Annotated in this window: 13 protein-coding genes; 6 read left to right on the top strand and 7 right to left on the bottom strand. The window is 47.9% G+C overall.

Annotated elements, in window-relative coordinates; all coding sequences use genetic code 11:
• Positions 1 to 19: 19 nt before the first annotated feature.
• The gene (gene murJ / locus OC187_RS02105; RefSeq protein WP_262997518.1) at positions 20 to 1,522 is read right to left on the bottom strand and encodes a murein biosynthesis integral membrane protein MurJ; all 1,503 of its coding nucleotides are present in this window, start codon (positions 1,520 to 1,522) and stop codon (positions 20 to 22) included.
• A gap of 91 nt (positions 1,523 to 1,613) precedes the next feature.
• Here murJ and lgt point away from each other — a divergent pair, with 91 nt between their 5' ends.
• A complete protein-coding gene (gene lgt, locus OC187_RS02100) occupies positions 1,614 to 2,462 on the top strand; it encodes a prolipoprotein diacylglyceryl transferase (protein ID WP_262997519.1) in 849 nt (282 codons plus the stop codon).
• An 808-nt stretch (positions 2,463 to 3,270) separates the two neighbouring features.
• On the opposite strand, the gene rpsT is transcribed toward lgt, so the two are convergent.
• The gene (gene rpsT, locus OC187_RS02095) at positions 3,271 to 3,564 is read right to left on the bottom strand and encodes a 30S ribosomal protein S20 (RefSeq protein ID WP_262997520.1); all 294 of its coding nucleotides are present in this window, start codon (positions 3,562 to 3,564) and stop codon (positions 3,271 to 3,273) included.
• A 92-nt stretch (positions 3,565 to 3,656) separates the two neighbouring features.
• Positions 3,657 to 4,376 carry a lysophospholipid acyltransferase family protein gene (locus tag OC187_RS02090; protein ID WP_263008544.1) on the bottom strand — a complete coding sequence of 240 codons (720 nt, stop codon included), beginning with the start codon at positions 4,374 to 4,376 and terminating at the stop codon, positions 3,657 to 3,659.
• A 63-nt stretch (positions 4,377 to 4,439) separates the two neighbouring features.
• Here OC187_RS02090 and def point away from each other — a divergent pair, with 63 nt between their 5' ends.
• The 3 genes from def to OC187_RS02075 all read left to right on the top strand — a co-directional run bounded on the left by def (position 4,440) and on the right by OC187_RS02075 (position 7,285).
• Positions 4,440 to 5,039, top strand: a complete 600-nt coding sequence (gene def / locus OC187_RS02085) for a peptide deformylase (RefSeq protein ID WP_262997522.1) — start codon at positions 4,440 to 4,442, stop codon at positions 5,037 to 5,039.
• Between the two features lie 279 nt (positions 5,040 to 5,318).
• The gene (locus OC187_RS02080) at positions 5,319 to 6,146 is read left to right on the top strand and encodes a uracil-DNA glycosylase (protein WP_262997523.1); all 828 of its coding nucleotides are present in this window, start codon (positions 5,319 to 5,321) and stop codon (positions 6,144 to 6,146) included.
• Between the two features lie 566 nt (positions 6,147 to 6,712).
• A complete protein-coding gene (locus OC187_RS02075; protein ID WP_262997524.1) occupies positions 6,713 to 7,285 on the top strand; it encodes a hypothetical protein in 573 nt (190 codons plus the stop codon).
• A 188-nt stretch (positions 7,286 to 7,473) separates the two neighbouring features.
• Here the strand turns inward: OC187_RS02075 and OC187_RS02070 are convergent, their stop codons facing one another.
• The 4 genes from OC187_RS02070 to uvrB all read right to left on the bottom strand — a co-directional run bounded on the left by OC187_RS02070 (position 7,474) and on the right by uvrB (position 11,969).
• Positions 7,474 to 7,662, bottom strand: coding sequence for a hypothetical protein (locus OC187_RS02070; protein ID WP_262997525.1), 189 nt, complete (start codon positions 7,660 to 7,662; stop codon positions 7,474 to 7,476).
• Between the two features lie 507 nt (positions 7,663 to 8,169).
• Positions 8,170 to 8,676, bottom strand: a complete 507-nt coding sequence (locus tag OC187_RS02065; protein WP_262997526.1) for a hypothetical protein — start codon at positions 8,674 to 8,676, stop codon at positions 8,170 to 8,172.
• A gap of 47 nt (positions 8,677 to 8,723) precedes the next feature.
• Positions 8,724 to 9,629 carry a hypothetical protein gene (locus OC187_RS02060; RefSeq protein WP_263008543.1) on the bottom strand — a complete coding sequence of 302 codons (906 nt, stop codon included), beginning with the start codon at positions 9,627 to 9,629 and terminating at the stop codon, positions 8,724 to 8,726.
• 381 nt (positions 9,630 to 10,010) lie between these two features.
• Entirely contained in the window at positions 10,011 to 11,969 is a 1,959-nt protein-coding gene (gene uvrB / locus OC187_RS02055; RefSeq protein WP_262997528.1) for an excinuclease ABC subunit UvrB, read from the bottom strand.
• Positions 11,970 to 12,039: 70 nt separating this feature from the next.
• On the opposite strand from uvrB, the gene secD reads away from it, so the two are divergent.
• Together secD and OC187_RS02045 are read left to right on the top strand one after the other, a co-directional pair.
• The gene (gene secD, locus OC187_RS02050) at positions 12,040 to 13,539 is read left to right on the top strand and encodes a protein translocase subunit SecD (protein WP_263008542.1); all 1,500 of its coding nucleotides are present in this window, start codon (positions 12,040 to 12,042) and stop codon (positions 13,537 to 13,539) included.
• A 37-nt stretch (positions 13,540 to 13,576) separates the two neighbouring features.
• Positions 13,577 to 13,720: a zinc-finger domain-containing protein gene (locus OC187_RS02045; protein WP_262997530.1), complete on the top strand. Its 144-nt coding sequence runs from the start codon at positions 13,577 to 13,579 to the stop codon at positions 13,718 to 13,720.
• Positions 13,721 to 13,780: the final 60 nt, after the last annotated feature.

Genomic DNA, 13,780 nt, shown 5'->3' with positions numbered 1-13,780 from the left:
AATTGGACCATTTGTGATGCTATTCGACAGCCAGTTTTTGCCTAAATACAACGAGAAGCGCAGAAAAATACACCAACACTCCAAGAGATACCACAACAACCAGGGAAGATATCTTGAAAATTGGACCCTGGAAGAAAAACGGTGCCAATATGGTCTTCGCCATGCAAATAACTACAACCATTACAGTGGTGGAGAGAAACACGCAGGCCATCTTGCGGCCTAAATGTTCGCTCACACCGTACAAATTGTGTGCTTTTAGGTAAACAAATAATAATAACGTGTTAGTCCATGAGCCAATAGACGAGGCGATTGCTATACCAACATACCCAATGAATTTCATGAGAATATAATTCAGCAGCGCATTGACAACTAGCGATATGAAAGAGAAAAATGCTGGAATTTTGAACTCCCCGCGTGCATAGAAAAACAGTAACAGGATTTTAGTCACTACAAAGGACGGTAATGAGGTTGCCAAAGCCGCGAGAACCGGAATTGTGTTACCTATAGCCCAATAGTCGAACTGGCCATAATTCAGCAGAGAAAGCAGAATTGCATCGGGTATGGCAACTAGAGCGGCAGCAGCAGGTACTATAAGGGTCATTCCCAGGTCTAGTGCATTATTCTGCATCTCGATCATGCGCTGTGTACCGCCCTCTCTGGCCAACTTGGACACTACAGGAAGCAGCACAGTACTCATGGATATTCCCACTAGAGCCTGAGGCAACTGATTGAGCCTGTCAGCATAGTATATGTAAGATATCGCACCAGGAATAAAGCTGGCAAACAAGACGTTCAGCCACACACTGATCTGGGTGATGCAACCACTGAGCGCCGACATCATCGCCCTTTTCAAGAACACTTTCATGTCATCATCAAGAGTAGGAAATGCAAATTTGATCCCAATACCCTTATGCGTAGCAACGTACAATGTCAGGATGAGTTGCAAGACACCAGATAGCGATACGGCCACAGAAAAATAATACACAGGTACACCTGAATGCGGGATCAGCGCGCTGATAATTACACAGCAATTCAAAAGCACTGGCGAAACTGCGGTCACGAAGAAATTATTGTGCGCCTGTAGGACACCACCCACTACAGACGAGAGAGACATACAAAAGAGGTATATCATCATTATTCTTGAAAGCTCTACTGCCAGATTAAATTTATACGAGCTTAGCAAGAACCCTGGAGTGAACACCCCCAAAATCTGGGGAGTAAATATGACCATGATTAGGCAAAATGCCAAAAGAAATATCAGGAGCGAAGAGAATATCTGGCTGGCAAATTTTTCTGGGGCATCTTGTTCAGAGAGTTTTTGCGAGTATAGCGGCACAAAGCTCGAGCTCAACGCCCCTTCCGCAAAATATGTTCTAAACAAATTCGGCAGGCGAAACGCAGCGAGAAATACATCGGACAATCCCTGCGCACCCAGCGTATAGGCTATTAAAGTGTCGCGCAGTAGGCCAAGAACTCTTGATACGAGCGTAACTGAGCTAAAAGCAAAAACCTTCTTCAGCATGACTTGACTTCACGATTCAGAACCGCCGATAATACGCTACAGCGGCTTTGAATGCCACGAGCTAGCAGGAAGTTATAGGTAATGTGTGAGAATGTCAATTTGTTTTGCCCTGCAAAAGGCAATGAAATGGCTGTTAGAGTTAGACCCGGTCATCGCGCACATCGGTTTCCTGGAAATCAGATGGTACGCACTCTCCTACGTATTGGGAATACTGTTCGCACACTTGTACATAGCAAAAATCCCTAAGCACCTGGCACTTAGCAAACAGTTTCTCGACTCCCTGGTGTTTTGGGCGATAGTGGGTATTGTACTGGGCGGCAGGGTCACATATGTATTGCTATACAACCCTGGTCTCTACTTGGAGTATCCGTTAGAAGCCCTAAAAATATGGCATGGAGGCATGTCGCTTCATGGCGGATTGGTAGGATGCATCGCAGCTGTTGGTGTAGTATGTAGAAAGCACAAAGTAGGGTTTGCTCCCATCCTGGACCTATGCGCATGCTCAGCCCCTGTGGGGCTGTTTTTGGGTAGGGTAGCAAACCTCATAAACGGAGAGCTGTATGGTAAAGTCACAACCACATGTATCGGTATCACGTTCCCAAGCAGTGGTGATCTGCTTCCCAGACACCCCAGTCAGATATATGAGGCTGTACTAGAAGGTCTCTTACCGCTGCTATTCATGAATGCACTCATGCGGTATACCAAGATTAGGCTCCACGCTGGGGCGTTATCCTGCATTTTTGGCATATGGTACGGCACGGTAAGGTGCGCTGTAGAGTTTCTGCGGGAACCCGACATACAGATCGGCTACGTAGCATTCGGGTGGCTAACAATGGGGCAGATACTATCAGCACCTGTGGTTGCCGTATGCGCGGTTTTACTAGCAACAATAGCGCGACGCAAGAGACTATCCGAACGCGAAGAAGTTGCCACAATCTAAATTCTGCTATTTCCGCAAATTTACTTGCACATCGGAAATAATACGCTCAACTTCGCGTGTGTCAGTTAGGGACTCGGTCCTCTAGTTCCATAAAAACATCAAAACTTGAAAATGCCATAATCGGCCTATTATCCTTTCTTAGAAGACTTTGCAGACGAGTCTGAGTGGCGGATAGTTGGAAAATTACGTGATTATTACTAGTGTTAGTATGCAATATGTAGTATACGTATACAGGTTCCGTGTCTTTGTTGGGTCATGAAACTGAAAAAACCCGGCGTATGCGCATATAACGTGGGGGAGGAATACTTGCTCCCGCAGTTACAGCAGAGCCTATTTCTGAAGTGCAGCACAGGAACGAATTCGAGTCCGGATACATACATGAACGATATACGGTGTGACCAGCGTTGTAGCCCGGAATACGACCCCAACAAGGAAAAATGTGAAATATCCTAAATAATAGGATATTTCACATATCGTTCGCACTCTAGCTTACGGGCTTGGCATATGGGATTAATATGCAGCTAAGTTTACTGCTTGCGTTCTTCCCCGCAGTATTGAGGATTAGGCGCACACACCGTGTGGCACCACGCTAATTGCACCAACACAGAAATTCGGTTCAGAACGAACTTGCACACAACCAATGCCAGGTTACTCGAGAAATCCTAAGGCTCGGCCTCCACCGCAGCCAGCCTACGGCTGTTTGGCACACAACCTCGCAAGGTGGTGCACCGCCAACAAAAGAAAGGCATACACACCCCACGTAACCGTAGGAGCAACAAACGCGGTGCGTTTAGCAACAAATGGTGAATCAAGCACCGGGGCCGCTTTGCGTGCCTAAGTCAAAAGCCTTGAGCTTCGCGGCAAGAGATTTAACTTTACGCGCAGCAGTGTTCCTGTGCAGAACACCCTTGTTTACGCACTTGTGTATATTGGACTCCGCAGTCCTGAAGGCAGCAACAGCGTCTTCCAGGCTACCCTTGGACTCCAGCACCGCCAGGAACTTCTTGACAGAATTACGAACCCTGCTCTTCCTAACGCGATTAGAAAGCGTGCGCCACTCAATGACTCGGACCATTTTCTTGGCACTTGAATGATTTGGCATTTATCAACCTTTACCCCACTCACCAGGACTTTACATGGAATTGATCACAAATGCAAGCCCGGACGCCGGGGTTGGTAGGCGCGGCTTTGGCCTCAATCAATCCGATTTTGCTCATAGCAGTGGTACAGCCTACCCATGAACTCTTCCAAGCCCAGACCGGGCTCTATAGCGGGTAAAATCTTGATTGTAGCCTTTCCTGGCCTCTTATTCAGTAGGACAATATCACTGGGCCAGTAGTTGCCCGTGTTTAGTACTATTGGCACCACTGGTAGAGATGTTTGTGAATAAACCACTGCCACTCCACGCTTCAGCGCCCGCTCAGGACTAGCACGTGACATTCTTGTTGTGCCTTCAGGGAAAATCACCAGTGTGCATCCTTCGTTTGCCTTGACCGCAGACTCCCTAGCAACCTTACGAGCGGCAGACACCTTATTATTTCTGTCGATAAACACCATGCCCAAAGCCGTAAAGTACACACCAAGTAAGGGAAAAACCTTCAGTTCCTTTTTCAAAACAAACACAACATTCTTTAGCTCCGCGTAGAGAATTAAGGTCTCCATGGGAGATTGGTGCTCCGACGCCACTATGAAGGGCCCATCTGGTAGGTGTTCCTTACCGACAACTTCGTAAGATATACCATCAATAACGCGGCACAAGTACAATATGGCTCTGGCCCAAAATACACAAACAGCCCTCCTGTAAGACATGGGCATAAACGGCAATAGGGGCAGAGTTAGGCAGGCAACAAGTATTGAAAATATTGTAGAAAGTATGTAGAATTGCAAGATGCTTACCTCTGCAACAACAAACACTCCATGCGCTATTATATAGAATTACGCAATGGGTGAGAAGCGCGTTCCTGAGAGGAGTTTGGTATGCCTGTACTGCCTTTAGTGACCCTGCCTGACAGCCGGTTGTTCTTGTGCTCCGAAGAGGTAGATGTGGCAGGTTTTGACGCCCAGCTTAAGACACTCGCTGATAGCATGTTTGAGACCATGTATGCTAATAAAGGTATTGGGCTTGCAGCTGTGCAGGTGGGCATACACAAGCGCATTTTTGTCGTGGACCTGGAGTATGGAACAGACAGATACGAGATACCGAAAGACAGCGGCTCAGGTGCGTATCGTACAACCTGTGGCCCAACTGTTGTCATAAATCCAGTAATAGTCGGGGCATCAGAGGAGTTGGTGGAGATGGAGGAGGGGTGCTTGTCTGTACCTGACCAAAGAGAAGTCGTCGTGCGGCCAGAGCGTGTAATCATGGAGTATGTTGACCTTCACGGGAAGAAGATGCTCATGAAGGCTGAGGGGTTGTTGGCGCGATGTCTCCAGCATGAGTTAGACCACTTGAATGGAGTGGTGTTCTTGAAACACATCTCAAAGTTCAAACGTGACATGGTAATGGAAAAGATCAGAAAAGCATCAAGACGTGTGCATACATCGCGGCACAACGGTCACCAAAAGTACGACGACTAGTGGCCTCGTGTGTTTCGCACCCGCAGTACAGATCCCCCATAGGTGTATGCTCAAGCTGAGAAGAAAGTAGGCATCTGCACCATGCATTTATCCCCGAAGTGGCGCCGCCCAACCCTCAAACTAGAACCCTCAGCTTTCTCTTAGCGACAGTTATATTGACTTACTAGCAGTTACGTGTATGAAGAATCTGGTAGTGTGCGCTTGAGCTGCCACAGCTGTGTCGCAAGGCACGAGCGTAATAATGGCTGCAACGCAGGATTATTTGCTGAGAGGGTGTAAGTGACAAAGGAAGATATAGTAGACGATGGAGAGCTGCTAGAGGCTCTCAAATTCCACCACGAAAGCGGGATAGACTCCGTGTTAGAAGAAGGCGATTCCTGCGACGGCAGCGTGCACTTGCAAGAGTCGCAGGACCTTGCGCCCGAGGCCTCGCGGCCTGAAGTGGGTGAGCTCGTCACCGAAGCAGAGAGTAAGTTCTCAACTGACTGGGTGGGAGCAGCTAGAAGCATCGCAGAAAAGTGCAGCGATTTGTCGGAGTTAAGGGAAGCGATAGAATCCTTTGAGGGGTGCGATATAAAAAAGACGGCCCTGAACACCGTGTTCTCCGACGGTAACCCTGACGCGAAAATCATGCTAGTCGGGGAGGCCCCCGGCAGCAGCGAAGACCGGGAGGGCCGCCCGTTTTGTGGGGCAAGTGGTATGCTGCTTGACAAAATGCTCGCAGCCATTGGCCTCAATAGACAGAACACTTACATAAGCAATACAACATTCTGGCGCCCTCCGGGAAATCGCCGTCCTACTGATTTCGAATTAGAGGTATGCAGGCCATTTGTTGAAAAGCACATAGCCCTGGTCGCACCAAGTATTCTTGTACTGGTAGGCAGTACCGCGTGCTATTCTCTGCTTGGCTCGCCAGAGAGCATTTCCAAGTTGAGGGGGCGGTGGCACAAGTACGCCAATCCGTTCCTTGAGAGCAAGATAGACACCGCAGTGATTTTTCATCCAGCTTATCTGCTTAGGCAACCTATGCAGAAGCGACTTGCATGGGAGGATTTAAAAATGATACGAGCTCGCATAGAGCAAGAAAAGATAAGAGTGAGCTTTTGATGCAGAAAGGTCGCATCCTTAGCCGTGTTTGGCGCAGCAGCGCGTGCAAGGTCACACTTTCCACAACATTGCAGGACTTCAACACATCGCAAACTTTGGTGCGGCGCACATCACTGTTGTAGCCGCACTGCAACACGTCCACAACGTTAGAGTGCCTGGGCGCGAACTTTCATACAACTGCACAAGTAAACACATCTTTAATATGTGACACAGAAAGAGTAGCAATGCCAGGGACGTTGAAATAGGGAATATATTTACGCAGGACCCAAAGCATTGAAATTGCAAACCGGCTAAGAAACAAAAAAGGTTTGCGCCTACTATGCGGGGTTTACGCTCACATTGTCATAACACTATGTGTCTGCAGCGCCGCAAAGCTAGGTTCATAACATCACCGTAACACCGCAACTCCAGCACCGTTAGTAACCTTGTAGCTAACCCTAAAATTCAAGAAATACAACACATGGTATACACGACATGTCACACAAACAACTATGAGACTTTTTTGCTTTACAAGCCTAACCATTTTAATGAGACTGTGGCAGTTTATCGTATTCTTAGGTTACACTATGGTGGATTTCAGCGAGGGAACATACAACGTTTCCATTTCTGGTGGCAATAACGCGTTGTGTGCAGGTGATTGTAGTTGCGATGCAGAGTTTACCGCCGTTACTTTCGAACACGGATACGACGGCCACTGGTGGTTCTGGGGCGGGAGCAACGGCGACGCTGTAAACTGTGAGGGCATCACTACAGTTTACCACTCAATAAGTGGCGCCATATTAGAGGATGTTGACGGAGCTCTGGTCGCACGTTTTGTTTCTTATGTCGACACTCCATGCGGTCGCGTGGATGAAGAACAGTACTCCGTAGTCAACAGGGGACTTGAGTTTTCCGAGCTCAAGGGAAGAGAAGAGGCTGATGGTCGTATAGTCTTCCACAGTGACACACTAAATGTTGACCTTACGCTCGTGAAGGCAACCGGGACGCAAGATGATGTTGCGGCAGTAGATGATGGAGTAGATGTACAAGAGCTGGAAGTAACAGCTGGAGAAATAGAAGTTCCAGCAGCTGATCAGGTGCAACAAGATGTGGAAGAAAAAACCGACTGCCCTTGTGCGCGCACCGGTAACGTCGCATAGAGTGCTGTTGGTATATTGCTGGACGCTTAGTCAATGCGTCTATCCCTTGCAGTACTAGTACGGAATGCCTGCGGCATACTGCCATTACGCGGGCTCACACAAGTATCGTAACCACGCTAGCTGCGCAGTGTGGGTAGCCCGGCCGTGGGGCATCTCGTGGTGGGATCCCCGCGTTCGGGCTTACCTGCTTATGCGAGCGTGTTCCTGAGAAGGCGGGCTTCCTGCATCTTCTCGTATCCCTCTATGAGTAGCGCTATCGATGCCTGATCAGCCTCCAGAAACTGCGAGAATCCACAATCAACATCGGGAAAAGGACTGTGATCTGCGTGGTGGTCATGCGTGGGCAAAACCTCCCAAAGGTTTGTATAATCAGTCATTTTAAATCTCCAAAAACAGGATGGGGCATCGTGCGGCTTCGGTAGATGCTAGAGCAAATACCGCTGTAGCCGCACGTCGGTCGTCCGGACGCCGGTCTCTACTTGTTACGTTCAGTATGCCTACTTCGTAGACACGAGGAGGCGTCACTGTTCCTAACAGTGGACCCAGAACGACCGCGCTCACCAGAATCGTTATTGAGTTGCCGCAACAGTTGTAAGCTTGTGTTTAATGACGACGATGTGACTCCGACACGTCTCATGTGTGTGCAAGGACTCCTAAAATATTTCAAGAACTTATCCACGACTTTTACCTCTCCTAATGTTTGTTACTAAAAACTCGCTCTAGAGCCATAGAAGGAACCGTGACTCACTCCATGGCCAGCAGCGCAATGGCACCTCACCAAATGCACGGCACCCCTGAGCACAAACTAATATGGAACGCTACCAAAGGGAACACCCAATTGGACAGATACACTTAGGGGGAGGCAGCCCCTCGATACATATCCATCAGCAAGCTGGGGGCTCCAAAATTACAAAGTCATGCTGAGACCTCATGTCACTTGGGACCCGTAGAATCAGCTCCACCACTTCCGGACTTTGGAATACTATGGTTCTGCGATCATCAAACGCTATATGCCCGTCAACAGGGGCAAGAGATTCTGCGCTGTATCGTGAGAGCACATTACCGACGTTTGCTGGGCCTCCTTCACCCCAGGAATACTTGCACTCCAAGTACGCAACGTTGTTCAGTTGCGCATCGTAGTGGTTAATGTACTCAAAATCACCAGTGACCACAAAATTACTGAGAATTGAGTGCTCCGGATTCTTAAACGCACCCCCCGCTAGGAAATGCATCGTTCCATCTTTGTTATAAGTAAACGTTGCCGGACAAAAATGGTCAATGCGATGTTCCGCCGCATTCCCACCGTTATCTGTCACAATACGTTGGTCAGAGTGTATGTACACACTACCCCCGTGAGCATTTTCTGCGGAACCGCTATCAAAATATATCATTTAAGACCTATGAAAACGAAATAAGCAAACACTCCAACTATAGCTACCTAGGCAAAAAATGATTTCAACCACCCGAGAACTTCGCGATGCCACCCGGTAGATTTGTCTGCGTTACGCAACTCTTCAAGCGGAACGTCGCCGCCGTTTTTTGTGGGTTGGAGATTGTCCGTCACGTCCTTTTCACTAGGCACTTCACCTGATGCACCGGGAGCAGGCTTGGGATCCCCATTGGTAACGGCTCCAAGCCCCAAATTAGTCTCAGCTCCAAGTCCCGAATCAGGTGTGTGCGACTGCACCCCAGATGGTTCAGCGCGCCCCTGCTGAGAAGCTTCATTGTCCGTGTTCATAAAATGCTCCGCAGCCTCACGGCTTTCCTTATCAGTAGGCCGGACTTCACCCTTGACTGGGAACACATGCTGCGGCGGGTACAATATCACATCGAGAACCTGTGAATCTGAAACCGGAACTTGAAAAACAGCCGTGTTATCCCCCAACAACACTGCACCTCTCGTTGGACCAGCTAGTATAGAAAATCCATTCCTAGTAACATCCAGACCTCCTGGTTCGGCCAGCCGTCCTACAAGAAGCTGACCTCCACCATTTTGCGCCTTGTACGTATAATATCGCTCCCCATATGACATATTAAGCAACTCTGCGGATCCATAATCCGTGTATTTGAATGACCCGTGAACCTTGCAATCTCTGAACGAATCAGTTCCCTCAGGAACAATGTATGAGAGCCCGGCAAGCTTGGGGTCTACTACGCTCTCAAAGATGATTGCACCAGCTGCACCGTCTCGACGAAACTCTATAGGCGCAAGATAGTCTATGGTGAAGACTCCTTCAGTGATTTCACCATTAATGAACCTATGTCCCCAATGTGGATCTGAGTGCACGTATATCCCCCCATTACTAAATGCTTCCATAAATTTATTGTCATCGAAATATATCATCCTAAACCTCACCCCAAACTCCAGAACAACGACAAACAGCACTAAATTCTGGTAGGCGTAACACTCCCGGTACAAAGGCGCAGTGCTCACGTTCCCGCTATCAAGTCTGTACCGGGTTGCACATAAAACTTCTTCTACGTAAACCTGTAATAGGGCACTCAATCAACGCCCGAGCCATTCATCACTTTAGCTCCCGAACTCCAGAGACTTAACATAGCACCACACCAACGCGGCACACATTGATGCCCGTGGTGTGCTCTTAATAAATCTATGTGTTGTCGCCCAAAAGGCGCAACCAGCCGGAGCTTTTAGAGACAAAATCTTAAAAAACAATTACCGCATACCAAAAGACCAGGCTGTTAAGGGCTGCTACGCGGGGTATCATGAGGAGGAAGTAAGCCTGCGTATCGTGTTGCGTATTTCCGCAGCTCGCTCAAAATCAAGGTTTTCAGCACATAAGAGCATTGCCTTCTGCAACTCCGCAATATCACAATCAGCCAAAGGCTTGCCGTAATCATGCTGCGGAGATTTTATCTTGGAGCCCACAATCTTGCCGAGACTTGTTTGTACAGATTTTTTGATAGTGCGGGGAGTAAGGCCGTGTTCCTGATTATACTTGTGCTGCGCTTCCCTCCTTCTATTAGTTTCCTCCATGGCTCTTTTCATGGACCCAGTTACCACATTCGCATACAGAATAACCCTACCTTCAGAATTGCGCGCAGCACGTCCCATAGTCTGTATAAGAGAAGTCGTAGATCGTAGAAAACCTTCCTTATCAGCATCTAATATCCCAACAAGCGCACACTCCGGTATGTCCAGCCCTTCACGCATGAGATTTACACCTATTAGAACATCTATCTCTCCTAGTCTCAGGTTACTAATTATCTCCATTCTCTCCAGAGTCTTAACGTCCGAATGCAAATACGCAACCTTGATTCCCATCTCGTGCATATACTCCGTAAGATTTTCTGCCATTTTTTTGGTCAAGGTAGTAATTAGTACCCGATACCCCCGTTCTATGGCTGCTTTACTTTCGCACACTACGTCATGCACCTGTCCGTCCGCGCTCTTGACGATACACACGGGGTCCAACAACCCGGTTGGCCTGATAAGCTGTTCAACAGCCGCACCCTTGGTCTGGGTGAGTTCGTATTGCCCGGGAGTGGCAGAAACGTAAACCACTGTCGGTTTTCTATGCTCCCATTCCTCAAAAGTCAGCGGTCGATTATCTAATGCAGAAGGCAATCTGAATCCGTGGCTGATGAGATTCGCTTTTCTCATTCTATCCCCATTATACATTGCCCTTATCTGAGGTATGGTGATGTGGCTTTCGTCTATAAACATTAGGGCATCCTGAGGCAGGTAATCCAGAAGGGTATTCGGCGGCTCTCCTTCCTCCTTACCACACAAATAGCGTGAATAATTCTCAATGCCTTTACAAGTCCCCGTTTCCCTCATCATTTCAATGTCAAACTTTGTCCTCTCGACAATCCTCCCAGCTTCAGTCACCTTGTTACATTGCCTGAATTGCAGCGCACATTTTTCAAGCTCCTTTTCAATTTCAGAAATTGCCTGTAACAGGGTAGGCCTGGGTGTGACGTAGTGGCTGTTTGGGAATATCTTTACCTTTTCCAGCTTGAGCGTTACCACACCAGATTTAGGGTCAATTTCTTGAATAGAATCTACCTCGTCACCGAAAAACGATATTCTCCATATCCTGTCTTCGTAGTGCGAGGGGAAGATGTTCAGTATGTCGCCTTGCACGCTGAAATTGCCGCGCTCACACTTACTACTACACTTGTACTGCAGCTCAACAAGCCTCTCCTGTAGCTGACACATGTCTATTTTCATGCCCAAGCAAATCGGTATTGTCATTTCTGAGTACAGCTCGGGAGAACCTAGACCATATATGCAAGACACACTCGCCACTACAATTACATCTCTTCGCTCCAGTAGCGATCTGGTAGCAGAGTGCCTCAGCAGGTCAATCTTATCGTTTACCAGCGCATCTTTTTCTATGTAAACATCACTCTGGGGAATGTATGCCTCAGGTTGGTAGTAGTCATAGTATGAAACAAAGTATTCCACAGCGTTTTCTGGAAAAAACAACCGCATCTCCTCATGTAGTTGCGCAGCCAGAGTCTTGTTGTGCGCAATTATTACCGCAGGACGCTGCGTTCTCTCTATCACAGAAGCCATGGTGAAGGTCTTTCCAGACCCCGTAACGCCTAGTAGAGTCTGCTCTTTCTTTCCGTAACTAACACCGCGTACTAGCTTGTCTATTGCACTTGGTTGGTCTCCAGATGGTTTAAACTCTGAGAAAATTTTGAAGCGTTGCATAAAACCGCTATCCGGACTTACCTAGATTTAATATAATGTACCCCACAAATACTTAGTGGTAAAATGTGCAATGTTGGGCAAGGTGGTGGCCACACTTGTGTTGTGCATAATGTCGGTGTACCTCGTCCTGCCTAATTTTATGGAGTCCAACCTCCTGCTATCGAAGAAGAAAGCAAGTCTGGGCCTGGATCTTCAGGGCGGTGTTTATTTGTTACTAGAAGTTGATTTCAAAGAACACCTCAGAGAGAGATTATATGGCCTGAGCGACGCCCTACAGGATTTTCTGCTGAAGGAAAAAATTCAGTACGGGAAACTTTACGTAAAAGATAATGCAATAGTGCTATCTTTAGCCAACCACAGGGATTACGCACGCATAAAGCGCTTTGACCCCAATGCAGTGGTTTCCGGCACGCACGATCACGCTCTGATATCCCTTAAGGAGAGCTACGTTAAGGTACTACTGCAAGAAGTGATGGCTGATTCCATGCGAAATGTACAGCGCAGGCTTGATAAATCTGGGACCAAGGAGATTACTATAAAAAGTCATGGGGAAAGTAGGATATCGCTACAAGTGCCGGGAGTACATAACACGGACAGCATCAAATCCCTGATAGGCAAGACAGCTAAGTTAACCTTCCATCTGCTGGAAGAGGTAAAGCATCTATCAGAAGTAGATCACACGGTAACGCACATCATGAGCGATGCTGCCGGCAATGTGTACCCCGTCCTAAAAAAAGTGGAAATAAGCGGTGATTCACTAATAGATGCAAGTGCGGGCCTTGACAACCTGGGAAGGCCTGCGGTGTATTTTAAGTTCAATAGTGCAGCAACTAAAAAGTTTGCCGAGCTTACAACAAAGAACGCGGGTAAACCTTTCGCCGCGGTACTGGACAACGTGGTGCTAACCGCACCCACAATACGGGAGCCCATACTTGGGGGAAATGGTGAAATTAGTGGTAGATTCAGCCTTAGCGAAGCAAAAGAGCTTGCAGTACTGCTAAAATCCGGGGCTCTTCCCGCACCTTTAAGCGTAATTGAAGAAAGAGTAATAGGACCAAGTCTGGGTGCAGGATCTATCGCCATGGGTAAGGTGGCCATGCTCGCCTCGGTCGTGGGAGTTTCCGTGTTTATGATTGCATCATACGGAGTACTAGGAGTTTTCGCGGTTGTAGGGCTGATTTTCAACATCGTGTTCATACTGCTGGCACTTACTTTCTTGGGTGCAACGCTGACACTTCCAGGTATAGCGGGAATGACTTTAACGGTAGGCATGTCAATAGACGCGAACGTTCTGATCTTTGAGCGCATAAGGGAAGAAATGCGTGCCAGTAAAAAACTGAAGTGGGCTGTGGAGAGAGGCTTTAAAAACGCTATGTCGACAATTTTTGACTCCAACATCACTACGTTGATAGTTGCTGCTATAATGTTTATCATGGGGAGCGTGTCAGTAAGCGGTTTTGCCGTAACACTAGGAGTTGGCATACTATGTTCGATGCTGTCAGCAGTGGTGTTGACTAAGATGCTGATAGATGTATGGGTACATACGGTGAAGCGTCTACAAATAGCCTGATACCGGGGCGCGGAGCAGTGTTTACAGGGTAGTCACAATGGGTAGCGAGTCTAGCAGAGGAGAAGTGGTGTTCTGCGATGGAAGCGACGTAGAAGGGCTGTATTGCGGACACCCAAGGGTATACATAAGAATCACCGAAGAGAAGCAGTTGTGTCCTTATTGTGGCAAGATTCTAAGTTAGCGCTGTTGCTGATGCACAACGCAGTGTGACCGGTGCGGCCTCCTTGATAGCAGGCAGGGC

Source organism: Anaplasma capra, assembly GCF_025628805.1.
Lineage (GTDB): Bacteria > Pseudomonadota > Alphaproteobacteria > Rickettsiales > Anaplasmataceae > Anaplasma > Anaplasma capra.
This window is presented reverse-complemented; position numbering and strand designations above follow the sequence as displayed.

Coding starts and splice junctions, on each gene's coding strand:
- murJ (WP_262997518.1), bottom strand. CDS start 1,522: ATGCTGAAGAAGGTTTTTGCTTTTAGCTCAGTTACGCTCGTATCAAGA.
- lgt (WP_262997519.1), top strand. CDS start 1,614: ATGTCAATTTGTTTTGCCCTGCAAAAGGCAATGAAATGGCTGTTAGAG.
- rpsT (WP_262997520.1), bottom strand. CDS start 3,564: ATGCCAAATCATTCAAGTGCCAAGAAAATGGTCCGAGTCATTGAGTGG.
- def (WP_262997522.1), top strand. CDS start 4,440: ATGCCTGTACTGCCTTTAGTGACCCTGCCTGACAGCCGGTTGTTCTTG.
- OC187_RS02075 (WP_262997524.1), top strand. CDS start 6,713: ATGGTGGATTTCAGCGAGGGAACATACAACGTTTCCATTTCTGGTGGC.
- OC187_RS02070 (WP_262997525.1), bottom strand. CDS start 7,662: ATGACTGATTATACAAACCTTTGGGAGGTTTTGCCCACGCATGACCAC.
- OC187_RS02065 (WP_262997526.1), bottom strand. CDS start 8,676: ATGATATATTTTGATAGCGGTTCCGCAGAAAATGCTCACGGGGGTAGT.
- OC187_RS02060 (WP_263008543.1), bottom strand. CDS start 9,629: ATGATATATTTCGATGACAATAAATTTATGGAAGCATTTAGTAATGGG.
- uvrB (WP_262997528.1), bottom strand. CDS start 11,969: ATGCAACGCTTCAAAATTTTCTCAGAGTTTAAACCATCTGGAGACCAA.
- secD (WP_263008542.1), top strand. CDS start 12,040: ATGTTGGGCAAGGTGGTGGCCACACTTGTGTTGTGCATAATGTCGGTG.
- OC187_RS02045 (WP_262997530.1), top strand. CDS start 13,577: ATGGGTAGCGAGTCTAGCAGAGGAGAAGTGGTGTTCTGCGATGGAAGC.